Consider the following 23,338-nt stretch of genomic DNA (forward strand, 5'->3'; position numbering starts at 1 on the left):
TTTTTCAGCAATTGTGACTAAATGAAAACTAAAAATAAATTAACTTCCATTCATCAATTTTTATTTACCCGCATCATTGGCGTTGCTGCTTTTGTGTTAATGATGGTGTTAACAAGCCTTATTTACATAGTAGAAACGAAAGATGAACTCGCTTTAGAAGAAAAAACACTGCGGTGGGCTAATTTTCTCGCTACAGCAAGCACCCGCTACTTAGTAGCGCCCCAAGAAGATGCTATAATAAAAGCGAATGCCAAACTCAAAGCGTTAATTACTCCGGACTATATTAACCATATTCATATTTATCAAAAAAACGCTGATGACATTACTTACTTCACTGGGTTTAATAAAAGTATGTATTACCCTGCCATTCCCGATAAAATTTCCCAGCTAGAAGAACTATCAAGCCTTAAACACCAAAAAAACAATATAGAGTTGGTGGTAGAAATAAAAAAGGATGAAAATACAGTCGGTTATTTATATATACAAACGAGCAAGCAACATATTAACGACTTTAGTAGGCAATTATACATGACGGCTGTTTTGTTATTTTTGTCTGGGATAAGTGTTTTCTTATTTTTAGCCTATGCAATTAAAAGTAAGATTAATCAAAACATTACAAACATTGTTGAGTCGGTACAAGAAATATCACAAAGCAAAAACTACCACGATAGAATTGAACAACTGCCATTGACTGAATTGGATGTATTAGCTCAAAATATTAACATTCTATTGAATAGAATCGCCAAGCAGATGATGAAGAAGGATGAAACTTACCAGCAAACACTATTGCAAAACAACCTACTAGCTGAAAAAGTACAAGCAAGAACCGATGCGTTAAAAGAGTCAAACCAAGAACTGCTTTCAACGTTAGAAAAGCTGCACCAATTTCAAGGGCAATTAGTTGAAACAAAAAAAATGGCTTCTCTTGGCGATATGGTGGCAGGTATTGCGCATGAAATAAATACCCCTATAGGCTTAGGGGTGACAGCCTCAACATTAATGAATGATCGCCTTTTAGAAATAAAAAAAGCTTTTGAAGATAAATCGTTAAAATCCAGTCAATTGAAAAAATTCTTAATACACGGTGAAGAAAATATAGGTATTGTTTATCGTAATCTAGATCGCGCAGCCAAATTAATTGCCAATTTTAAACAGGTTGCGGTTGATCAATCAAACCTAGACACTCATCCCTTTAACGTTAAAGAGCTTCTTAATGAAGTCACTTTAACACTCAAGTCAAAGCTGAAAAAAGCCAATGTCACTCTTATAATGGATTGCCCTGACAACCTTGTCATTGACAGTAAAGCAGACTCTATTCACCAAATATTAATCAACCTTATTATAAACTCAATCATTCATGGCTTTGAAAACAAGCCCCAAGGTGAAATAACAATCACTGTTTTATATTTAAGTGGCCAGTTACATCTTAACTTTCAAGATAATGGCGTTGGTATTCATGAAAGCGTCAAGAGCAAAATTTTTGACCCTTTCATTACCACTAAACGGGGTAGTGGTGGTAGTGGCTTAGGCCTTCATCTAGTCTTTAATATTGTAACACAAGCACTTAATGGGCATATTGACCTTGAAAGTGAAATGGGTTCAGGCACAAAATTTAATATAATTTTTCCAGCAACACGCGTGCTAGACAATAAAATTTAAGTAATAGCAGCCAATATAATTGTTATTTAACCTATACTTAGCTAACATATGCTATCAGAGCAGATTAGATGTTTACCGTCCTGGTAACACAAAAGGGAAAACCCTTTAAAATCAAGCAACTACACTTTAACCTTGCTAAAACATAGTCATTAAACAAATGGAAAAATCATGGACAATCATCATATACTCATAGTCGAAGATGAAGACGTAACCCGCTTTAACTTACGCAATATATTCGAAGGAGAAGGTTATAAGGTTTTTGAAGCTATTGACGGAGAATCAATGGCAACAATGCTTGCTCAACATGATATTAACCTTGTTATAATGGACATTAATCTGCCAGGAAAAAATGGCCTGTTACTTGGCAGAGAGTTAGCAAACAATAAGCGTTTAGGTTTAATTTTTCTGACAGGCAGAGACAGTGACATAGATAAAATACTAGGACTAGAAATTGGTGCTGATGACTATTTAACCAAACCATTTAATCCTAGAGAGCTAACAATTAGAGCGCGTAATATTCTTAACCGTATAGGTAATAGTAAATCAGAAATAGATACCGAAGCCGAACAAGCTATCGTCACTTTCAATGACTGGACATTAAATGGCAACTCACGTGAAATGACAAGCCCAAAAGGTGATGTTATTCCTATCCCTCGTGGCGAATATCGAGCATTGCGCTTACTGATTAAAAATGAAGGTAACATCGTATCTAGACAAGCTTTAATTAAAGAAATGACTGGCCGAGATTTACGAAGTAATGACAGAACGGTTGATGTAACTATTAGAAGGTTACGTAAGCATTTTGAATCTAATGCCGATACACCTGAATTAATCAATACGATACATGGAGAGGGTTACCGTTTTGTCGGCAAAGCCACATAGTTTTATGTTAAGTTATTAACGAATTAAACACCGGTAAACCAATCCATAAAATCAGCCATGGCTTGTTCATTATGAATTTTAAGCGCTGCTAATTGATGAGCCTTTTCGCTGGTATCAGCGGTGGTTTTCTCCATCGCTTTTAAACGTTCCTGCAGCGCTTTTAAACCAAGGCTGCCCGACGCCCCTTTCATTTTATGGCAGTGTTCTTGCCATTGTTGGGTGTTATCACACAACAATGACGCTTCAATATCATTAATATACAAAGCTACTTGCTGAACGTATAAGTCAAACATTTGTGTTAGCACACTCTTACCTAAACTTTGTAGGTAATGATCAAGCAACTCTGTATCTAATTGCGCTAACGCATTATTGTTATTCATCACGGTGATTACCTGAATTTCGTCGGTTCAATTATATAATCAGTGTAACAATTTTTGTCGTAAGCACCAATAAACACCGTTAATTATTCTTAGCCGACGACAAATAAATTTTGAAGTGGAATGCCCATACAAAATGAGCTAAACTACGCGGCCTTGAATATACTTGCTGCGGGGTTTATTAGCTATCATCGCGCAGCCCTAGTTAAGTAACTATAGCTTAAAGCGGAGTCGTAATGCCGACATCAATGCCCGATATTGCCAACCACACCACAGCCCAAACTGAAGGAACCCTCGATTGGGTTGGCATGAGCAATATTGAAATGCCCATAATGGTTGCCTCAAAAGGCGAAAGCGAACGTATGGTTTCAGCCCATGTTGATGCGTTTGTTAATTTAAAAGAAGCTCAAGCGAAGGGCATTCACATGTCCCGCCTGTATTTATTGCTCGACGAATTGTCGACCAGCAATGTCTTAAACTATCAAAGTTTAGTGACGCTACTTGATGGCTTCATTAGCAGTCACCAAGATTTAAGTGATCAGGCCAAAGTCACCTTTAGCTTTGACTATCACTTGCGCAGAAAGTCTTTAATCAGTGGAAAAGAAGGTTGGAAAGCTTACCCTATCACCTTAACTGGCCATTTAAACCAAGGCAAATTATTCATAGAACTAATGATTGATGTACCTTATTCATCAACATGCCCTTGTTCTGCTGCTTTGGCCAGACAACTAATTCAAAAAGCATTTCAGCAAAACTTTAATGAATCAAATTTTGATATAGACACTGTACATGAATGGCTTGGCACCACAGAAGGTATTGTTGCTACTCCACATTCACAGCGCTCTATTGCGCAAGTAAAAGTGAAGCTTAATAATAATGTTAGCGACTTTCCTATCACTGACCTAGTTAACTTAATTGAAGGCTCTTTAAAAACACCAGTGCAAGCCGCGGTAAAACGTGAAGATGAGCAAGAGTTTGCCCGTCTTAATGGTCAAAATTTAATGTTCTGTGAAGATGCAGCCCGCCGTTTACAATACAGCATGAATCAAGCACAAGGCTACGATGATTTTTGGCTAAAAATAAATCACCTTGAGTCATTACATGCGCACGATGCGGTGAGTATCACAACCAAAGGTGTCGTTGGCGGCTACCTACCTTAAACAACACAATAAAAGCCTATAAATTTACAGTATTTGTTATTTGCAAAAAAGCCTCTATAGCGATATAGAGGCTTTTTTATTCTTTACGCCCTGACATTGCTTGCTTTTTACACTACTATTAATGTTATTAACATTAAACAATAACGATTATTTTATAGCGAAAGTTAGAAACAAATGAATAAAAGCCATTTATTTTCAAAAAAATTTCTTCTCTGTAAAAACTCATAAAACTGCCATACAGGTAGCTTATAACGCAGGTGTCAATGTTTTTATTTGTTTTTTTTACCCATAAATATTCACATATAGAGCATATATATTCAAAAAAAATAATTGACTCCACATCATTTTAGGCGTATTTTTTCCAACCGCTTTAAAAAATGATTTTCATTGATGACATATCGTCTCCTAAAGACTCAGTAGAAGTCTGGCGTTCAATATTAAAGAAACTCTCCATTACATTAGGAAGGAACCGTCTCTATATAGCACATTTACAATAGAGATTTAATTGGCAAGAAGCGGTTAATAAAATAGTAGACGAAATAGGAATACGCAAATGAATAATATGAGCAAAAAATCCCAAGGTCTTTATCGCACCGAATTTGAACATGATAGCTGTGGCATAGGGTTTGTCGCTAACCTAAAGGGTAAGAAGTCTCACGACATTATCGAAAATGCACTCACTATGTTGAGCTGTATGGAACACCGTGGTGGTACGGGTTTTGACGTAAAAAGTGGCGATGGCGCCGGAATACTGATCCAAATACCACACGATTTTTTTTACCAAGAAGCAACCTCGCTAGGTTTTACTTTACCTGCCGCCGGTGAGTATGGCGTTGGTATGATCTTCTTTCCAAATACTAAAGAGCAGAGCGAAGCCTGTCGAAAAATATTAAATGACAATATAGCCCAACTGGGCTTAACCTTGTTAGGTTACCGTAATGTTCCTGGTGATAACTCAATGCTAGGTGCTGATTCATTAAACAGCGAACCAAACATTGAACAGGTATTTATTGCTAAACCTACCAACCTAAGTGCTCAAGCATTTGAACGTAAACTCTTTGTCTTACGTAAGTATACCTCACATAAAATTAATGGCTTAAACATTGCTGAGCGCGACGAGTTTTATGTCACGTCAATGTCTTCAACTAAAATAGTCTATAAAGGGCAATTTACCACGGAGCAAGTGCGTCAATATTATCTTGATTTACAAGACGAACGCACTATTTCTGGTATGGCAATGTTCCACTCTCGCTTCTCAACCAATACCTTTCCTGCATGGCGCAGAGCCCAGCCATTTCGTTATATAGCGCACAATGGTGAAATAAATACCGTACGCGGTAATGTCAATTGGATGAACGCCCGTGAAGCGCTGTTTAGTTCAGTCAACTTTAGTGACGCTGAATTGAAAATGTTAAATCCTATTTGCAATAAAGATAATTCAGATTCAGCCAACCTCGATATGGCAATTGAATTATTAGTGTTAAGTGGTCGTCCACTAGCGCAAGTGATGATGATGATGGTGCCAGAAGCTTGGCAAACACAAACAGATATGGACGCAACCAGAAAAGCCTTTTATGAGTATTACGCTTGTATTATGGAGCCTTGGGATGGCCCTGCTTCATTATCTTTTACTGATGGTAATGTTATTGGTGCAACGCTTGACCGCAATGGTTTACGCCCTTCTCGTTATTTATTAACCCAAGACGGTACTTTAGTGATGGGTTCAGAAACGGGCACCTTGTGTGTTGATCAGTCTACGGTTGTTGAAAAAGGTCGCCTACAGCCTGGTAAAATTTTTATTGCAGACTTAACGCAAGGTCGCATCATTAGCGATGAAGAAGTTAAGCAACAAGTCAGCACTTCACAACCTTATGGTCAATGGCTAGCTGACAACAAAATTACATTAGATGAATTACCCGTACCCCAGGCGTCTATTGCACAACCGCCAGTAAAAGAGTTACGCAAAATACAAAAAGCCTTTGGCTACACCAATGAAGACCTTAACCTAATACTTGCGGGTATGGTTGGCACAGCTAAAGAGCCATTAGGCGCTATGGGCACTGACACGCCATTAGCAGTATTATCTCATCGTCCACAACAACTTTCACATTACTTTAAACAATTATTTGCACAAGTCACTAACCCACCGATTGACCCTATTCGTGAAGAGTTAGTGATGTCTTTACGTGGTTACATCGGTAGATCGCTTAATTTACTCGAAGAAACACCAGCGCACTGCCATAAAGTTGAAATAACACAGCCGGTATTAACCAACGAGCAGTTACGTAAATTACAGTATATTGATAACGATCACCTACAAGCCAAAGTGATTAGTATTACCTTTAAAGCAAGCGGCGGACCTGGCGCCTTAAAGAAAGCCCTTGATCGTATTTGTTTGTATGCAAAAAATGCTGTTGAAGACGATTATGAAATATTAATTTTAAGTGACCGCGAGGTTGACAGTGATCATGTTGCTATTCCCTCAATTTTGGCCACAGCGGCGGTTCATCATTATTTAATTCGTGAGAAACTCCGATCAAATGCCGATATCATCCTTGAGGTTGGTGATATTCGTGAAACTCATCACTTTGCCACCGTTATTGGCTACGGTGCTGCGGCAGTAAACCCATACTTAGCACTAGAAAGTATGTATGCTTTACGCAACGATGGGGTGCTTGACGCTGAATTAACCAATGAGCAAATCACTAAAAAATACACTGCTGCCGTTGGTAGTGGCTTATTAAAAACGTTTTCTAAAATGGGCATTTCAACACTCCAGTCTTATTTAGGCGCGCAAGTGTTTGAAGCTTTGGGCATTAACTCAGACGTTATTGACCAGTACTTTACTGGTACAGTCAGTCGTATTGGTGGCTTAAGTTTAGATCAAATAGCACAAGAAGCCCTGCTACGTCATCGTGAAGGTTTTCCTGAAGCGAACCGTATCGCCATTGAAAACTTGTTGCCAACAGGCGGTGAATACTCTTGGCGTCATGATGGCGAACGTCACCTGTTTAGCCCTACGGTCATTCGTCTGCTACAGCATTCAACCGCAAGTAACAATACTAGCCAATTCAAGGAATATGCAAAAACCGTTGATGCACAAAGTAAAGAAGCATTTACATTACGTGGTTTATTGGCATTCAACAGCGACCGGCCTTCAATTGCCTTAAGTGAAGTAGAGCCCGTTGAAAACATTTTCAAACGCTTTGCCTCGGGTGCTATGTCTTTTGGTTCAATTTCATGGGAAGCACATACCACGTTAGCCATCGCAATGAACCGTATTGGCGGGAAAAGTAACAGTGGTGAAGGCGGCGAAGATCCAATCCGCTATAAGCCGTTAGAAAATGGCGACTCAATGAACTCACGCATTAAGCAAGTGGCATCAGGTCGTTTTGGTGTGACTAGCCATTATTTAGCGAATGCTGACGAATTACAAATTAAAATGGCGCAAGGAGCGAAGCCTGGTGAAGGTGGACAATTACCTGGCGATAAAGTAGATGCTTGGATTGGCAAAACCCGTGGTTCTACGCCTGGCGTTGGTTTAATCTCACCACCACCACATCACGATATTTATTCGATTGAAGATTTATCACAATTAATATTCGATCTTAAAAATGCTAACCGAGATGCTCGCATTAACGTTAAATTAGTGTCAGAAGCTGGTGTAGGCACTATCGCTTCAGGGGTTACAAAAGCCTACGCAGATGTGGTACTTATTGCTGGCCATGACGGTGGCACTGGCGCTTCACCATTAAGCTCAATTAAGCATACTGGTTTACCTTGGGAGCTAGGTTTAGCTGAAACTCATCAAACCTTAGTACGTAATAAATTACGTAGCCGTATTACAGTACAAACCGATGGGCAGCTTAAAACGCCGCGTGACCTCGCCATTGCAACCTTACTTGGTGCAGAAGAATACGGTATGGCAACCACAGCACTTGTGGTTGAAGGCTGTATCATGATGCGTAAATGTCACTTAAATACCTGCCCTGTTGGTATTGCTACCCAAGATAAAGATTTACGTGACAAGTTCACTGGCCGGGCTGATATATTAGTAAACTTCTTTACCTTAATGGCAGAAGGTTTACGTGAAATCATGGCAGAGCTTGGCTTTAAAACCATCGATGAAATGGTTGGCCAAACACAATGTCTGAAGCAACTTGAAGGCGTTGATCATTGGAAATACCAAGGTGTTGATTTAAAACCGCTGTTACACAAAGAAACAGGTGCTGACAATGAGACCTTGTACAAATCTATCGATCAAAAACACCTGATTGACGATATTATTGATCGTAAAATGATAAGGGATGCACAAGCAGCACTAGACTCATCGCAAAGCGTTTCGCTTGAATATGATGTGATCAATACTGATAGAACCATTGGGGCGATGATCTCTAACGAAATCTCTAAAAAGTATCATGCACAAGGTTTACCTGAAAATACCATTAAAGTTAAATTCAATGGTTCAGCCGGTCAAAGCTTTGGTTGTTTTTCTGCTAAAGGATTACGATTTGAATTAGAAGGCGATGCCAATGATTACTTTGGTAAAGGTCTTTCAGGGGCAAACTTAGTGGTATACCCCAGTAAACAAGCCACCTTTGCTGCGAGCGAAAATATTTTAATTGGTAATGTTGCCTTCTTTGGTGCCACCTCTGGCACTGCCTTTATTCGTGGCATTGCCGGTGAGCGTTTCTGCGTACGTAACTCAGGTGCTACCGCGGTTGTTGAAGGTGTTGGCGACCACGGCTGTGAGTACATGACAGGTGGTAAAGCAGTTATATTAGGCAATACAGGTCGTAATTTTGCTGCCGGTATGTCTGGCGGTATTGCTTATGTACTGGATAATAAAAACGACTTTGCCCCTAAATGCAATATGGAAATGGTTGCCTTAGAAACCGTTGATACTGACGCTGAAAGTGCAGAGTTAAAAGCATTAATTTCCGAACATTTTAATGCAACAGGCTCAGATGTTGCCAGCGAACTATTAAAAGATTGGCAGAGTAGTGTTAAGCGCTTCGTGAAAGTAATGCCTGTTGATTATAAACGTATGCAGGGTTACATGAATGACGTACGAGACAGCGGTAAATTTGAATCAGAATATGACATTGCCGTTGAAGCTTTCGATATCCATTTAAACAAACTAGCTAGCGCAAGCGCTTAAACTGACGAGGAGAATATATTATGGGAAATCCAACAGGATTTATCAACGTAGGTCGTGCCTTGGCAACTGAACGCGATGCAGGTGAGCGACTCATTGACTGGCTTGAAGTGTATGAAGAAATTCCGCAAAGCGACGTAGAAAAACAAGCTTCTCGCTGTATGGATTGTGGTGTGCCATTTTGCCAATCAGCAAAATCAGAGTTCGCCCCCGTTGTAGCAGGTTGTCCGGTTAACAATGTTATTCCAGAATGGAATGATTTAATTTACCGCGGTCGTTGGAAAGACGCGATTGAGCTATTACATAAAACCAATAACTTTCCAGAGTTTACCGGTCGCGTTTGTCCAGCGCCTTGTGAAGGAGCCTGTGTACTTGGTATTAATAAAGATCCTGTCGCCATTAAGCTACACGAAAAAGAGATTATTGACCACGCGTTTAAGCAAGGTTGGGTTGTTGCACAGCCGCCATCAGCACGCACCGGTAAAACGGTTGCCGTCATTGGCTCAGGCCCAGCGGGTCTTGCCGCTGCTGCCCAACTGAATAAAGCAGGTCATATGGTCACTGTCTATGAACGTGCTGATCGGATTGGCGGTTTGCTTATGTATGGCATTCCAAACATGAAACTGCAAAAAGAGTTAGTGCAACGTCGGGTCGATATTCTGGCTGAAGAAGGTATTGTCTTTGTGACTAACACCAACGTTGGAACAGACGTGAGTGTAGAGCAACTCGAAGCTGACTTTGACTCAGTTGTTTTATGTATTGGCGCAACTGTGCCACGCGATTTACCCGTTGAGGGTCGTGAACTTAATGGCGTCCATTTTGCGATGGACTTTTTAACAGCCAACACTAAAAGCTTACTTGATAGCGAGCATAAAGATGGTCAGTTCATTAATGCCAAAGGCAAAAATGTTGTCGTTATTGGTGGCGGTGATACCGGTACCGACTGTATTGGTACATCATTACGTCACCAATGTGCGAGCGCTATTCAACTTGAAATCATGCCTCGCCCGCCTGAGCAACGTGTTGAGTCAAGCAACCCTTGGCCACAATGGCCTAAACGCTTGTTAGTAGATTATGGCCAAAAAGAAGCGATTGCTGTTCAAGGACAAGATCCTCGCCAATATTTAGTGATGACAAAAAAAATTGAAAGTGATGGCCAAGGAAATGTAAAAGCCGTGCATACTGTCGATATTACTTGGGAGCGTGACGAGAAAGGCCAGATGTTTCCACAGGAAGTTGCTGGCAGCGAAAAGGTCATTCCTGCTGACATCGTTTTGATTGCCATGGGCTTTATGGGCCCAGAAGGGGGTTTAGTGAAGCAGTTTGGCCTTGAGCAAGATGGTCGTTCAAACATTGCTGCAGAATACGACAAGTTTGCCACGAGCAAACCCGGTATTTTTGCTGCAGGTGATGGACGCCGCGGTCAAAGCTTGATTGTTTGGGCTATTGATGAAGGACGTCGTTGTGCTCGTGAAGTTGACCGTTACTTAATGGGTTACACTTACTTGCCTTAAGCCATGCTTTCACAAGAACTACCGTGTTCACGCACGGTAGTTTTCATGCCAAACACTTCAACAAGTAATTACCCCAGTGATCATGTTAAAAATCTTACGTAAATAACAACACAGTTAACGTCCATAGTACTGCCGCCAAACTAGCAGCATAAGTTGCTGGCACAATTTGCGATTTAACATGATCCATCATGTCACACCCTGTAGTCATCGAGCTTAAAATTGTTGTATCTGAAATAGGTGAGCATTGGTCGCCATAAACACTGCCATTCAAAGTGGCAGCAAAACACACCGTCATAAATAACGCTGGGTTATCAACGCCAGTACTTTGTGCAATAGCCCAAGCTAATGGCATTGATAGCGGAAAGGCTATCGCAAAAGTTCCCCAGCTTGTGCCCGTAGAAAAAGCAATAAGCATAGCCATAATTTGTAAAACAACGGGTAATAACCAATAAGATAACTGGTCTGAGAGCAGTGAAACCAAATATAAACCACCGCCTATTTCTTTACTAATTGTCCCTAATGTTACCGCTAAGACTAAAATAACCGAAGCAAGTACTACGCCTTTCAAGCCGTTGCCAAAACCATCAATAATATTACCCAGTGACATCCCTTTGCTTAAGGCAATCACAACACTTAATAACAACGCCGCCCCAAATGCCCAATTTATTTTTGGTGCCCCCAAAAAAATAAAAGTTAACACCGCAATCGCAATTAAGCTAACTAGGGGAAGAATAAACTCAAGTACATGGGCATTATAACCTTGAGGCACATCACATACTTGTAACTCTTTAGCACTTAATGGTTTAGCTCCCGGCGCGTCTAGTTCACCTGTTGTCGCTGCGCGATAATGTGCAGCCTTAATGCGCTTGCCAGAAAACTGAGTGATATTCAAACTAAGCAATAAGGTTCCTATTACAGCAATAATGCCATAAAAACTAAAAGGTACTGCGCTAAAAAAAAAGGCGATACGATCCGCCTCTGTGGCTAAAAAACTAACCCCAGGAACAAATATTAAGGCTTGTACATAAGCTGGCCAAGCATTAAAGGCGATAACCACGGCAATAGGTGATGCCGTAGAGTCAACAATATAGCTCATTTCTTCATGGCTGACTTTCGCTTTATCTGCTAATGGTCGCACGGTTGTTCCAACAAGCACCGTACTCATGGTGCCACCTTGAAAAAACAGCACGCCTAGAAACCATGCGACAAGTTTTGCCGAACGCTGACCGCGAACAAAGTGTTTGGTCATGTAGTTGGCAAAGGCCTGTGCTGCGCCTGTTTTTGACCAAACACCGAGCAAACCTCCCAACAACCATAAATAAAGCAATAAAATACCTGCTGTCCCCACCTGCGCCATAGAAGGAATTAATATTTGGTCAGTCAGATCATATTGCCCCATCATAAAGGCACCAATAGCAATACCGCTTAATAGTGCTGTTAAAGGTTCTCGGGTGAGCCAAGCAAGCATAATCGTGATACCTGCTGGCAGTAACGACCAGAAGCCATAATGATAGGCTGTTTCCACTGTGGTTGCTTCAATAAAAAAATTGACATATAAAGCAGCGCTCAGTCCAAACACTAACAAAAGTAAGGCAAATGAATTTCGGCTTAACGACATAGTATTAGCTGCCATGACACGGGTTTGATAAAGACGCTCGCTCATAAATACAAAAATCGAGATCGTACGCATTTTTTTCATCACTGGGTCGCAATTCACTACTCACCTTTTGCCAGCTGCCATCGTTATAGCTTGGAAACTGGGTGTCACCCTCAATATCGGCTTTTATATGGGTAATATAGAGTCGGTTGGCATTAGGTAAACAGTGTTGATAAATAGCACCACCGCCAATGACCATCACTTCCGTTATCGCTTCCTTACTGCTAGCAACAACGGGCGTATTTTTTAAAGGCGTACGAGCGTCTTCAATTAGCGCTAATGCTTGTTCAACAGAAGTCACTACATCAACCGCTTCAGCTCCTTTACCTTGAGGTGTGTAATTTTTATCGCGAGAAATAACAATGTTTCGACGCCCTGGTAAAGCTCTACCAATAGACTCATAGGTTTTTCTACCCATAATAATAGGTTTACCAAGCGTTACCTTTTTAAAGTAAGCCAAATCCGCTGGCAGATGCCAGGGCATATCATTGTCTTTGCCAATAATGTTGTTATCAGCCGTTGCTACTATCATGGAAAGAATGGTCATGGAGATCCTAAAATTAATTGAGTCATTTTGTGCGCTATTATCGCTAGATTTATTATAAAAAAATAGCCTTGATTTAGGCTAATATTAGGAAGGCATTATTGCTTGACCAAAGGCAATGCCCATAGCCTAAGAGGGCTATAGTTACTGATTGCTGCCCGTCATAGTTTATGATTGGTTGTTAAGTATTACTATTTGTTCTCTTTCAGTGAGGCATTCATCTGAAGCCATTTCAAATTCTCGACAAATTAATGGTCTATTTTCATAAATTGTACACCTTAAAGTGTCTCTATCAAGCGCTGAACACCAACCATCGTCTAACCGTAACATGGTTTCACTCCCCCACTGGTCTATAGCAATATGCTTATCTGGCACTCCCGTATCGGTCAGTATCATCACCTCTAACCGGCAGCAACAAGCTTGGCAGTTTGCGCAACTGATCTCAGACGCTGATGCGGTTAAATTTTTAACATCAATGGGCATAAACAACTTTCATAATGTGCTTTTGCTTATCATACGCTAAAATGATAATTTTTCGAAGTAAAGAGCAATGAAGGCTTGTGCTAATATTGTCAACTATGCCACAGTGCTACATTATTTTATTGTGCTCACAGCCGGTGTTACCAAACTAATCCGTTGGATTAACTAGCTTCTGCAGCTCAATGCTTTCCTCTATTACGCTATCCCGCATATCAGAAAGCTCTTGTAGTGCAGCTTGTTTTTCTTCAGGACTCATACTTTCGCTGTCAATAATATCTTGCATCTTCTCCTCTATTTCTAGCAATTTTTCACGGTCAAGCCCTGTTCGTTTATCTAAAACACTTTGTATCATGTCATTGAAGCGACGTTCACTTTCAGTAGGCTCATTGCTATTATTTGCTGTTTTATTTTGTGCTAGCAATTCACGAGCAGTAACAGGTTTTGCATAGGTTGGATGTACTGTTGTTATGTTGTCCCCTTGCATTATAGTTTGAGCTTTTGTAGACAAGGTAACCGTATCTTGGGCAGCATGGGTTGCTTGGCTCACCGTTATTTTTTTATCAAGGCTTGCAGTTGAATAATTATTAAACCTTGCCTGTTCAACTACCTGCGTATAGTTTTTATTGATGAACATACTGACTCACCCTTTATTTAAGGATAATTGTATTAGGGGGTTATCCGCCTAAATGCATTAGTAGCAATTTAAAGCATAATTTATGCCATTATTAAAAGCATGCGAATTTAGCGATTACAGCTTATAGGTAATGTTAGGCGGCAAGATTTGGTTGAACCGCAGTGGCAACAAGGAAATCACAGTGGCAACAAATAGCCTGTTCATTGTATTATTTTATCGCGATGGTAGCTTACTGACACCATTTCAGTTAAACCGTATATCTGATATTACTCACTGCATTGCCTTGTTAACTCAACCATAGCCCTAAGTAAAAGCCCCAGATGCCGGGCATAAAAAAAGAGCCTTACTTACCCCCAACAGGAGAGTAAGTAATTGCTCTTGTTAACTCGCTAAGCGGTATATGATATATTTAGCTTAACTGACACTTATGGGCGATATTCTACCTCAACATCGTAGTCGTCTTCATCCCAATCTTCATCGTCAAAGTCGTCATCTAAACCATCACCAGCTAGTGCATCTTCATGGTAAGTATCCCACTTAAATTCAACATTTTTACCGTCAACAACCTCTTCTTCCTCTGGTGGTAGCTGTTCAATAAATGCCATGACTTTTTGCGTTAATTCATCTGTGCCAAGTTTATTAAATGCTGAAATACTGTGTACTTCGCCTTGCCAGTCAAGTCCTGCTAAAATTGAGTCGGTTAACGCTTTTGCTTCTTCTTCAAGCATTAAGTCAAGCTTGTTAAAAATAATCCAACGCGGTTTCCCTGCTAACTTTTCATTATGCTGCTCGAGCTCACTGATAACAACTTTCGCATTTTCTAGTGGGTCTGAACCATCAACTGGCATAATATCAATTATATGCAGTAATACACGACAACGTTCAAGGTGCTTTAAGAACTGCGTTCCTAAGCCTGCGCCTTCTGCAGCGCCTTCAATAATACCTGGTATGTCGGCAATAACAAAACTTCGCTGTGTATCTAAGCGTACCACACCTAAGTTAGGCACAAGTGTGGTAAATGGATAGTCGGCAACTTTTGGTGTTGCTGCTGAGACACTACGAATAAGTGTAGACTTACCAGCATTAGGTAAACCTAATAAACCTACGTCTGCTAACAGTAATAATTCTAATTTTAAGTTGCGAATTTCACCTGGCGTGCCATCTGTTTTTTGCCGAGGTGCTCTGTTAGTGCTGCTTTTAAAACGTGCGTTACCCAAGCCATGCCAGCCCCCTTTAGCCACCAAAAGCCGTTGGTTTTTATGGGTTAAATCACCTATCACTTCACCTGTATCCACATCTGTAACGCGGGTTCCTACAGGTACTTTTAGCACTAATTCATCACTACTTTTACCTGTACAGTCACGGCTTTGTCCATTTTGTCCACGCTTAGCACGGTGAAAACGTTCAAAACGATAGTCAATAAGTGTATTTAAACTCTCATCGGCAATAAGGTATACGTCGCCACCGTCGCCACCGTCGCCACCATTAGGACCGCCAAATTCAATATATTTTTCTTTTCTAAAACTGACACAGCCGTTACCGCCGTCGCCAGCTTCAACTCTGATCTCAACTTCATCAACAAATTTCATGGTACTTTAAACAACCCTAATATTTTGTGGCTTTGTGTTACTAGTATAAACGATTTCTGCTTAAGAGAAAAATTATGACAACAATAACAAAAAACTAAAACAAATAAAAAAAACAAAAAAAAACCTCGCATGATGCGAGGTTTTTAGCAAACCGAATTTAGCTTTAGTCAGCAATAATGCTAATAAATTTACGGCTTTTTGGACCTTTAACATCAAACTGAACTTTACCGTCAGTTAATGCGAATAAAGTATGATCTTTACCAATACCAATATTGCTACCAGCATGGAAACGTGTTCCACGTTGACGAACAATAATGTTACCTGCGAGTACTGATTCACCACCAAAACGTTTAACACCTAAACGTTTAGCTTCTGAATCACGACCATTTCGTGTACTACCTGCCGCTTTCTTATGTGCCATGTCTAAATGCTCCTAATTAGCCGTTAATACCAGTAATTTTCACTTCAGTGAACCATTGACGATGGCCCGCTTGTTTGCGTGAATGCTTACGACGTTTGAATTTTACAATAGTAATTTTATCCGCACGACCTTGGTTTACAACTTCAGCCACTACTTTACCGCCAGCAACGTAAGGCGCGCCTACGTTAATTTTGTCGCCGTCAGCGATCATTAAAACGTTATCAAATTCTATTGCAGCGCCTACTTCAAGCTCAAGCTTTTCTAGGCGAACTGTTTGTCCTTCGGTTACACGATGTTGTTTACCACCGCTTTGGAATACCGCGTACATAGCTACTCCGTACTGCGCCATCTTCATTAAGTTAAATGGCGCTAAATTTAAAAATATAGGGCGCGAATTCTACGCGAAGAAACCCCGTAGAGCAAGTATAAAAACGCTCATTTGTAAAGTTTTTCTATTCGGCTAGCAAAATAACCCAGAATAATATAATAAATTGATAACAAAGTGCTTATAAAGCGCCTTCTCGGCTTTATTGTCGTGCAATATAGTGTAGAATTTACTTCGTAAAAGCCATCAACATCGTCATTATACTAAAGTGTTGGTATTAAATAAATCACCTAGCTCAAGCGGAAATTACGTACTGTGGACATAAAAGCTATCCAGGCGCTCTCTCAAACTGATATGAATAAGGTTAATGACCTTATTTATCAACAATTACATTCAGATGTTGCTTTAATAAACCAATTGGGTATTTACATTGTGAATGCCGGCGGCAAAAGAATGCGCCCTATGCTGACAGTGCTCACTGCTCAAGCATTAAACCAAGTAGACGCAATTGACTTAAACGATAAACACTGCCTAATAGCGGCAATCATTGAATTTATACATACCGCTACTTTATTACATGACGATGTGGTTGATGAGTCAAATATGCGCCGAGGCCGTGAAACAGCCAATGCCTTGTTTGGTAATAGCGCTAGTGTTCTCGTAGGTGACTTTCTTTACACCCGCTCTTTTCAAATGATGACTAAGTTAGGCGATATGCGCATTATGGATATTTTATCTGATGCCACTAATATTGTTGCTGAAGGTGAGGTATTGCAGTTGATGAACTGTAATGACCCTAACACCACTGAAGAAAACTATATGCAGGTTATATACTGTAAAACGGCCAAACTTTTTGAAGCCGCAACACGTCTTGCTGCAGTTGTTACTCAACAAAACAGTGCTATTGAACAAGCAATGGCTGATTACGGTAAATATTTAGGGACGGCTTTTCAATTAGTTGACGATATTATGGATTACACTGCTGACGCTAAAGCAATGGGTAAAAATGTTGGCGATGATTTATCTGAAGGTAAACCAACTTTGCCATTACTGTATATTATTGAGCATGGATCTGATACCCAGAAACAACTCGTAAGAGATGCAATTGAGCATGGCAATGGTATGGACCATTTAGAAGAAATACTAAGCGCTATGCAGCAAACAGGCGCTTTGGTTTATACTCAGAAAAAAGCAGAAATGGAAGCTGACAAAGCCATTAATGCTTTAGCTGTATTACCTGAATCTCAATATAAACAAGCATTAATAACTTTGGCACATATAGCCGCTAATCGCGGTGCTTAAGTGTACAACCTAGCGATTAAGCTATAACGGCCCTGACAAATAAATGTCGACGAGAAATAATGATGAGTACTAATAACATTTACGAAAATAACCCGCTTCATGGTGTTGGCTTAGAGCAAGTGCTCACTGAATTAGTAGATCACTACGGTTTTGAAATTTTAGATGCTTACTTAAATTTAAATTGCTTTAGAACGAACCCAAGCATTAAATCAAGCCTCAAGTTTCTTAAAAAAACTGATTGGGCTAAAAACAAGGTGGAGGCGTTTTATTTGTATCAATATAAAAACCTACCAAGAGCGGATGACACTCAATTTGAATTACCGCCGCGCGACCGGATAGTACCTGCCGATCAAAAACCTGGAGAGCCAGCAGAATTAAGTTTTGAAGACGCCGAACGTCTTCGCCAAAAAAGAGCTGAAAAGACACGCGCTAGAGCCTCTGTTGCTTCACCTAGTAACCCTTGGGCAAGGTAAAAAAAGAAAATAAAAAAGGGCCTTAATCATACAATTAAGGCCCTTTATTACACTTGGCGTGCTACGCCATAAAATCAATGCCTTCTTTGATGTCTTTATTCAAAGTGGCTAGCATATCTTCTTTCGCTTTTTGTTCAAAAGCACTTAATTCGCCGTAAGGTAAAATTTCACTAACACCGTTAACGCCTAAACGTACTGGGTGAGCAAAATAGGGTGCATCGCCATCGTCAATTGCAACATAAGCATAATCCACCACGTCTTCGCCCTGTAAACCTTTCACTAAAGACATACAAAAACGTGCTGCTGCAGCGCCCATTGATAAAGTAGCTGAACCACCACCTGCTTTTGCTTCTACTACTTCAGTACCAGCATTTTGAATACGTGGTGTTAAAGCAGCAACTTCTTCATCCGTAAAAGTAACCCCTTCTACTTGTGAAAGCAAAGGTAAAATGGTGGTACCAGAATGGCCACCAATTACAGGTACTTTAACAGTAGCAACGTCTAAGCCTTTTAATTCAGCAACAAATGCTTCTGAACGAATAACATCTAACGTAGTAATACCAAATACACGGTTAGCATCATAAGTTCCCGCTTTTTTGAAAACTTCAGCAACAATCGGTACAGTGCCATTAACTGGGTTAGTAATAATACCTACAAGTGCTTTTGGACACGCTGCCACAATACCTTCAGCTAGCACTTTAATAATACCGGCATTAACATTAAATAAGTCAGCGCGGTCCATACCTGGTTTACGCGGCATACCCGCCGGGATTAATACAATATCTGCGCCTGATAAAGCAGCATTTAAATCATCACGGCCAAAACCTGAAACTTTTACATCAGTAGGGATATGAGATAAATCTACCGCTACACCTGGAACCACAGGAGCAACATCATAAAGTGATAACTCAGAGCCAGCTGGCAATTGAGTTTTTAATAATAAAGATAGTGCTTGACCAATACCGCCTGCGGCGCCTAAAACTGCTACTTTCATCTGTTATCTCCGAGATTAAATAAGGGTAAACTTAGATCGATTGATCTTAGTTTTATATTAACAAAATAATTGAGTAAATACGTAAAAATTTGCTGCGCAAAAGATATAGCATCGTCAGCAAAAAAACAATTAATATTCAGTTATACCGTATATTTGTTTAGATGATAGCGTATAATGCCCCTTTGAAAAAACTCAACTTTAGTATTACACCCACTGAAAAAAGGCCTTGATATCAAAAAATGAATGCCCAACAAAAACAAGAAGCACTAATACAAGCATTTAAAGACTTACTAAAACAAGAGCAATTTGGCTCGCAAGGCGAAATAGTTGAAGCCTTAAAAACTCAAGGCTTTAATAACATTAGCCAGTCAAAAATATCACGAATGCTAAGTAAATTTGGCGCTGTACGAACACGTAATGCTCGTCAAGAAATGGTGTATTGTTTACCTGCTGAGTTGGGCGTTCCTACCGCACAAAGCCCATTAAAACAATTAGTACTAGAAATTGAGCACAATGGCATTATGATCATCATTCAAACGAGCCCTGGGGCGGCCCAGTTAATCGCGCGTTTACTTGACAGTTTAAGTAAAAGTGACGGTGTTTTAGGGACAATCGCAGGAGATGACACCATTTTCATTGCCCCTACTGATGTTAATAATATTGAACGAAGTATCAAAAGAATAGAATGCTTGTTCAGTAAAAACCTAAAATAATTGCAGGTTTAGCGTTAAATATAAGGTGAATACTACCTTAAACTGAGTTCACGTTATTTAACGCCCTTCAATTGCTTGTAAAAGGCTGGTTAATAGTAATGTGGTGGTAATCGGTTTAGCAATGTGGTTATTCATACCCGCGGCTAAACTACGTTGCTTGTCTTCTTCACGGGCATGGGCTGTCATTGCTATAATAGGCAAGTGTTGATATTTTTTTTGTTTTCTAATGGCTTTCGTTGTTGTTAGGCCATCCATTACTGGCATTTGAATATCCATTAACACCACATCAAACGCTTGCTCTTCAAGTAGCGCTAATGCCTTTTTACCATTATCAGCAATGGTAACTGTTGCCTTCAAGCTCATTAACAATTCCTTTGCAACCAGTTGATTAACAAGGTTATCTTCAACCAAAAGCACCCTAACGTTAGCTAAATCACTGGGATTACTCGAGGGGGTGGTCTCGCTAAGTAATGGCGTTTGTTCTGCAACAGCTAGCTTATCAGCCGTGCTTGCTTTGGCTATCTCGTCTGTCGTACCAAACAATATTTTATCTATTTTTTCTAAAGAATAACGATATAAAGGAGTGTCTAGTAAAATATAAGCTATTTTCATGTAATCTAGTTGTATGCATGTTTTCCGTTTTAGTTCACATGTTGCGGGCTGGCACAGACAAATTAAATCAATAACATCCATCAATGCTTCATTTATTCCTTGTTGGGCAAGCGTTTTTTCGTCAACAAGCAACACAACCTTGCTTTGGGCTGCCTTATTCTGGCCTAGCACTTGGTTTAATTCGCTTAAATCATCAAATTGATGATAATGCCAAGATAGTGCCTCTATCGTGTCAATATAGCTCTTTGAAAGCGATTGGTTAATGCTGCAAACATGAACCTTACAGGGGGCACCTTGCCCTACCTTAGCAAAGTTTAATTGCTGTATGCTTGCGTCGTTAGGTAAAGAAAGTGGTAAAACAAAACTAAATTCACAGCCCATACCAAGGTCACTTTTAACGGTTATTTCTCCTCCCATTAATTTAACTATTTGTTGGCAAATAGATAAACCTAAGCCGGAGCCACCGTATTTTCTTGTCATTGAAATGTCGGCTTGTGAGAAAATTTCAAAGAGGTTTGCTTGGTTTTCTTTTGCGATGCCAATGCCGGTATCTTTCACTTTAAAGCGAATTAATACATTAGTATCACTCGAACCAATGGTGTCTATATATAGCCCAATTTCACCTTGTTCAGTAAATTTAATGGCATTATTCAGTAAGTTTGCCAGCACCTGGACTAAGCGCATTTCATCACTCATTACAAAGCGGGGAACATCCGCCGCTAATTCAACCCGCATGGCTAAATTTTTTAGATCAATATTAGCAACATTTAACTTAAGCGCTTTGTCGATAACACTGGGCACATTAACCTCTTCGTCAACGACTACCATTTTTCCTGCTTCAATTTTAGATAAATCAAGCAACTCATCAATCAGGTGTAACAATGAAAAGGCTGCACTTTGTGCGTTGGTTAAGTAATGTTGTTGTCGTGAGTCAAGCAGCGTTCCAGCCAATAGGCTCATCATGCCTTGTATTGCATTCATGGGTGTTCTTATTTCATGGCTCATATTAGCCAAAAATTGTGTTTTGACTTTATTAGCATGCTCTGCTTGATTTTTAGCTTTTTCTAACGCTGTTTGTGTTGCTTGCTGTTCGGTCACATCTTGTAAAATAGTAATGGTACCAAGCACTTCACCTTGCTCATTCAAAAACTGATTGCAGAATGCTTGATAGCTTTCTTCCCCTGCTTCAATCAAGGCCTGTTGAGGGTATTGCGAAGCACAGTCCTGGTCGAGCCGAGCTATTTCATGTGCCAGCATTCTGGGCATATATTCATTTGCTGTTAACCCCAACATTGCACTTTCTAAACGCCCTGTTAGTTGCTCAAATGCTTGGTTACAGCCAATCAAGTTTCCTTGCGGATCATTAAAAATAATCAACTCAGGAATGGCATTCATTACTGAGCGTAGTAGAACATAATCACGTTGGTGCTTAATACTAGTTTCTAATAACGCTTTTGTTTTTTCTAATACTCGGCTGTCTAGCACTTCATTTTGTTCTTTTAGTTGCAGCAATAAGCTTCTATTTTGTGTAAAAATATCTTCAACAAGTTCAAACCAGTGCAACCAGTCAGCGCTAGCTTTTACTTTACCAGGGTCACCCTGAGCACAAAACTCTATATGGCTAATAAAGTCATGGGTCGGCTTAATAAAACTACGCCTTGTCATAGCGTTTACTAGCATTAAGAAAGCAAATAAACCGACTAACAAAATGGTGAACATAAATACAAAATGGCTTCGTAGAGGCGAAATAAAGCTGGCATACGGTTGATACTTTAATAAGGTCCAACCATTAACGGGTAAGGTTTGCTTTTCAACTAACCAGTCTCCAACTTGTACTGAATCAGGTAACTGAGTTAAATGCTCCTCTTTTAAAGAGTGTAGGTCTTTGGGTAATAGTTTCTGCCATGACGATATATTATCTAGTGGCTCTGTATCTTTTTGCTTAAAAAGTAGAATGTCATTCTGTTGATTTACTAATACCAAGCCTTGTTGCTTAGTTGTTAGCTCTGCTAAGCTTTTCTGCAAACGTGCCAAGCTAACATCTATCACCACAGCGCCCAGCATACTGGCTTCCTGATAAACGCCTATCCCGAGAGAAAAGTTACGACCTGTGCCCGCTGCGTCAATGTAAGGGGGTGACCAAACAACCTTATTGTTATCTTCACCCAACGCTTGTAGTGCTGTGATATGCTCGCTCGTTAATACTCGGTCGCTAAAGCGCCAACTGTTTTGGTCGATCCAAGGAAAAATATTAACAAACTGCTGCAGTGAAACATAATAAAACCAATTGGCTTCTGGAATCATTTTTTGAGTTGCGGCAAAGGCTGGCGTTAGTGCATAAGCCATGGTTATTTCTTGTGTTTTTTTTGTTGTAAACTGAGTAATATTACCAAAGCCAGTGATATTACCACTCACGCGCTTGTGCTCTGCTAATGAGCTACGATTAGAGGAGTCTAGAAAAAATAATGCACCATTTTGTTTTAAAGGTGGCGTTTTAGCATAAAGTGCTTCAGGGTATTTTAACGTGTATTGTGCAAAGTCATGCATACCTAAGATGGCTTGCTCACTTTGCACTAACATCGCGTTTAACTGTTCTGCTTGTGCTGTTAATTGCTGTAAGCTTTGCTGTTTGTGCTCTGAAATTTCGCTGTAATAACGCAGTGAGGCTGCCGATAAAGCAACAAACACAATAACGACAAAAGCAACAACAACAGCCGTGTTATAGCGCTTAAATACAGTATTTCCTGCCGTTTTATCAAACACAGCTAGTCCCTTTTAAGAAAATCAATAGCAGCCTACGTTAATTCACCTACCTTAACTACACAAGTAAAATATTGCATAGAC

Annotated in this window: 18 protein-coding genes; 8 read left to right on the forward strand and 10 right to left on the reverse strand. The window is 40.0% G+C overall.

The window, feature by feature from the left end:
* The first annotated feature begins 21 nt into the window (after positions 1 to 21).
* Entirely contained in the window at positions 22 to 1,659 is a 1,638-nt protein-coding gene (locus tag AC0UA9_RS02705) for a sensor histidine kinase (RefSeq protein ID WP_475656666.1), read from the forward strand.
* A 168-nt stretch (positions 1,660 to 1,827) separates the two neighbouring features.
* Positions 1,828 to 2,541 carry a two-component system response regulator ArcA gene (arcA, locus tag AC0UA9_RS02710; protein ID WP_475656669.1) on the forward strand — a complete coding sequence of 238 codons (714 nt, stop codon included), beginning with the start codon at positions 1,828 to 1,830 and terminating at the stop codon, positions 2,539 to 2,541.
* 23 nt (positions 2,542 to 2,564) lie between these two features.
* Here the strand turns inward: arcA and AC0UA9_RS02715 are convergent, their stop codons facing one another.
* On the reverse strand, positions 2,565 to 2,921 hold the full coding sequence (locus AC0UA9_RS02715; RefSeq protein WP_475656672.1) for an Hpt domain-containing protein: 357 nt from the start codon (positions 2,919 to 2,921) through the stop codon (positions 2,565 to 2,567).
* A gap of 233 nt (positions 2,922 to 3,154) precedes the next feature.
* Here AC0UA9_RS02715 and folE2 point away from each other — a divergent pair, with 233 nt between their 5' ends.
* The 3 genes from folE2 to AC0UA9_RS02730 all read left to right on the forward strand — a co-directional run bounded on the left by folE2 (position 3,155) and on the right by AC0UA9_RS02730 (position 10,750).
* On the forward strand, positions 3,155 to 4,078 hold the full coding sequence (gene folE2 / locus AC0UA9_RS02720) for a GTP cyclohydrolase FolE2 (RefSeq protein WP_475656676.1): 924 nt from the start codon (positions 3,155 to 3,157) through the stop codon (positions 4,076 to 4,078).
* 553 nt (positions 4,079 to 4,631) lie between these two features.
* Positions 4,632 to 9,239 carry a glutamate synthase large subunit gene (gltB, locus tag AC0UA9_RS02725; protein WP_475656679.1) on the forward strand — a complete coding sequence of 1,536 codons (4,608 nt, stop codon included), beginning with the start codon at positions 4,632 to 4,634 and terminating at the stop codon, positions 9,237 to 9,239.
* 20 nt (positions 9,240 to 9,259) lie between these two features.
* Positions 9,260 to 10,750, forward strand: a complete 1,491-nt coding sequence (locus AC0UA9_RS02730) for a glutamate synthase subunit beta (protein WP_475656681.1) — start codon at positions 9,260 to 9,262, stop codon at positions 10,748 to 10,750.
* A 94-nt stretch (positions 10,751 to 10,844) separates the two neighbouring features.
* Here the strand turns inward: AC0UA9_RS02730 and AC0UA9_RS02735 are convergent, their stop codons facing one another.
* The 7 genes from AC0UA9_RS02735 to rplU form a co-directional block, all read right to left on the reverse strand.
* A complete protein-coding gene (locus AC0UA9_RS02735) occupies positions 10,845 to 12,413 on the reverse strand; it encodes a Na+/H+ antiporter NhaC family protein (RefSeq protein WP_475656683.1) in 1,569 nt (522 codons plus the stop codon).
* A complete protein-coding gene (gene folA, locus AC0UA9_RS02740) occupies positions 12,373 to 12,954 on the reverse strand; it encodes a type 3 dihydrofolate reductase (RefSeq protein WP_475656685.1) in 582 nt (193 codons plus the stop codon). The genes AC0UA9_RS02735 and folA overlap by 41 nt, the downstream gene beginning before the upstream one ends.
* 165 nt (positions 12,955 to 13,119) lie before the next feature.
* Positions 13,120 to 13,434, reverse strand: coding sequence for a YkgJ family cysteine cluster protein (locus AC0UA9_RS02745; protein ID WP_475656687.1), 315 nt, complete (start codon positions 13,432 to 13,434; stop codon positions 13,120 to 13,122).
* A 145-nt stretch (positions 13,435 to 13,579) separates the two neighbouring features.
* Complete coding sequence (locus tag AC0UA9_RS02750) at positions 13,580 to 14,065, reverse strand: hypothetical protein (protein ID WP_475656689.1); 486 nt, start codon at positions 14,063 to 14,065, stop codon at positions 13,580 to 13,582.
* A 425-nt stretch (positions 14,066 to 14,490) separates the two neighbouring features.
* On the reverse strand, positions 14,491 to 15,654 hold the full coding sequence (gene cgtA, locus AC0UA9_RS02755) for an Obg family GTPase CgtA (RefSeq protein ID WP_475656693.1): 1,164 nt from the start codon (positions 15,652 to 15,654) through the stop codon (positions 14,491 to 14,493).
* Positions 15,655 to 15,817: 163 nt separating this feature from the next.
* A complete protein-coding gene (rpmA, locus tag AC0UA9_RS02760; protein ID WP_475656696.1) occupies positions 15,818 to 16,075 on the reverse strand; it encodes a 50S ribosomal protein L27 in 258 nt (85 codons plus the stop codon).
* A gap of 16 nt (positions 16,076 to 16,091) precedes the next feature.
* Complete coding sequence (gene rplU / locus AC0UA9_RS02765) at positions 16,092 to 16,403, reverse strand: 50S ribosomal protein L21 (protein ID WP_475656700.1); 312 nt, start codon at positions 16,401 to 16,403, stop codon at positions 16,092 to 16,094.
* A gap of 312 nt (positions 16,404 to 16,715) precedes the next feature.
* Between rplU and ispB the strand changes: the two genes are divergently transcribed.
* A complete protein-coding gene (gene ispB / locus AC0UA9_RS02770) occupies positions 16,716 to 17,702 on the forward strand; it encodes an octaprenyl diphosphate synthase (RefSeq protein WP_475656704.1) in 987 nt (328 codons plus the stop codon).
* A 62-nt stretch (positions 17,703 to 17,764) separates the two neighbouring features.
* Positions 17,765 to 18,175 carry a VF530 family protein gene (locus AC0UA9_RS02775; RefSeq protein ID WP_475656894.1) on the forward strand — a complete coding sequence of 137 codons (411 nt, stop codon included), beginning with the start codon at positions 17,765 to 17,767 and terminating at the stop codon, positions 18,173 to 18,175.
* A 61-nt stretch (positions 18,176 to 18,236) separates the two neighbouring features.
* On the opposite strand, the gene mdh is transcribed toward AC0UA9_RS02775, so the two are convergent.
* On the reverse strand, positions 18,237 to 19,169 hold the full coding sequence (gene mdh, locus AC0UA9_RS02780; RefSeq protein ID WP_475656707.1) for a malate dehydrogenase: 933 nt from the start codon (positions 19,167 to 19,169) through the stop codon (positions 18,237 to 18,239).
* Positions 19,170 to 19,408: 239 nt separating this feature from the next.
* Here mdh and argR point away from each other — a divergent pair, with 239 nt between their 5' ends.
* Positions 19,409 to 19,882 carry a transcriptional regulator ArgR gene (gene argR, locus AC0UA9_RS02785; protein ID WP_475656709.1) on the forward strand — a complete coding sequence of 158 codons (474 nt, stop codon included), beginning with the start codon at positions 19,409 to 19,411 and terminating at the stop codon, positions 19,880 to 19,882.
* 57 nt (positions 19,883 to 19,939) lie between these two features.
* Here the strand turns inward: argR and AC0UA9_RS02790 are convergent, their stop codons facing one another.
* Entirely contained in the window at positions 19,940 to 23,257 is a 3,318-nt protein-coding gene (locus AC0UA9_RS02790; RefSeq protein ID WP_475656711.1) for an ATP-binding protein, read from the reverse strand.
* Positions 23,258 to 23,338 lie beyond the last annotated feature (81 nt).

This window comes from Colwellia sp. F1 (assembly GCF_056238625.1).

What these genes read in the sequence shown, in the direction of transcription:
- AC0UA9_RS02705 (WP_475656666.1), top strand. Translation starts at nt 22, where the DNA reads ATGAAAACTAAAAATAAATTAACTTCCATTCATCAATTTTTATTTACC.
- arcA (WP_475656669.1), top strand. Translation starts at nt 1,828, where the DNA reads ATGGACAATCATCATATACTCATAGTCGAAGATGAAGACGTAACCCGC.
- AC0UA9_RS02715 (WP_475656672.1), bottom strand. Translation starts at nt 2,921, where the DNA reads ATGAATAACAATAATGCGTTAGCGCAATTAGATACAGAGTTGCTTGAT.
- folE2 (WP_475656676.1), top strand. Translation starts at nt 3,155, where the DNA reads ATGCCGACATCAATGCCCGATATTGCCAACCACACCACAGCCCAAACT.
- gltB (WP_475656679.1), top strand. Translation starts at nt 4,632, where the DNA reads ATGAATAATATGAGCAAAAAATCCCAAGGTCTTTATCGCACCGAATTT.
- AC0UA9_RS02730 (WP_475656681.1), top strand. Translation starts at nt 9,260, where the DNA reads ATGGGAAATCCAACAGGATTTATCAACGTAGGTCGTGCCTTGGCAACT.
- AC0UA9_RS02735 (WP_475656683.1), bottom strand. Translation starts at nt 12,413, where the DNA reads ATGAGCGAGCGTCTTTATCAAACCCGTGTCATGGCAGCTAATACTATG.
- folA (WP_475656685.1), bottom strand. Translation starts at nt 12,954, where the DNA reads ATGACCATTCTTTCCATGATAGTAGCAACGGCTGATAACAACATTATT.
- AC0UA9_RS02745 (WP_475656687.1), bottom strand. Translation starts at nt 13,434, where the DNA reads ATGCCCATTGATGTTAAAAATTTAACCGCATCAGCGTCTGAGATCAGT.
- AC0UA9_RS02750 (WP_475656689.1), bottom strand. Translation starts at nt 14,065, where the DNA reads ATGTTCATCAATAAAAACTATACGCAGGTAGTTGAACAGGCAAGGTTT.
- cgtA (WP_475656693.1), bottom strand. Translation starts at nt 15,654, where the DNA reads ATGAAATTTGTTGATGAAGTTGAGATCAGAGTTGAAGCTGGCGACGGC.
- rpmA (WP_475656696.1), bottom strand. Translation starts at nt 16,075, where the DNA reads ATGGCACATAAGAAAGCGGCAGGTAGTACACGAAATGGTCGTGATTCA.
- rplU (WP_475656700.1), bottom strand. Translation starts at nt 16,403, where the DNA reads ATGTACGCGGTATTCCAAAGCGGTGGTAAACAACATCGTGTAACCGAA.
- AC0UA9_RS02775 (WP_475656894.1), top strand. Translation starts at nt 17,765, where the DNA reads ATGAGTACTAATAACATTTACGAAAATAACCCGCTTCATGGTGTTGGC.
- mdh (WP_475656707.1), bottom strand. Translation starts at nt 19,169, where the DNA reads ATGAAAGTAGCAGTTTTAGGCGCCGCAGGCGGTATTGGTCAAGCACTA.
- argR (WP_475656709.1), top strand. Translation starts at nt 19,409, where the DNA reads ATGAATGCCCAACAAAAACAAGAAGCACTAATACAAGCATTTAAAGAC.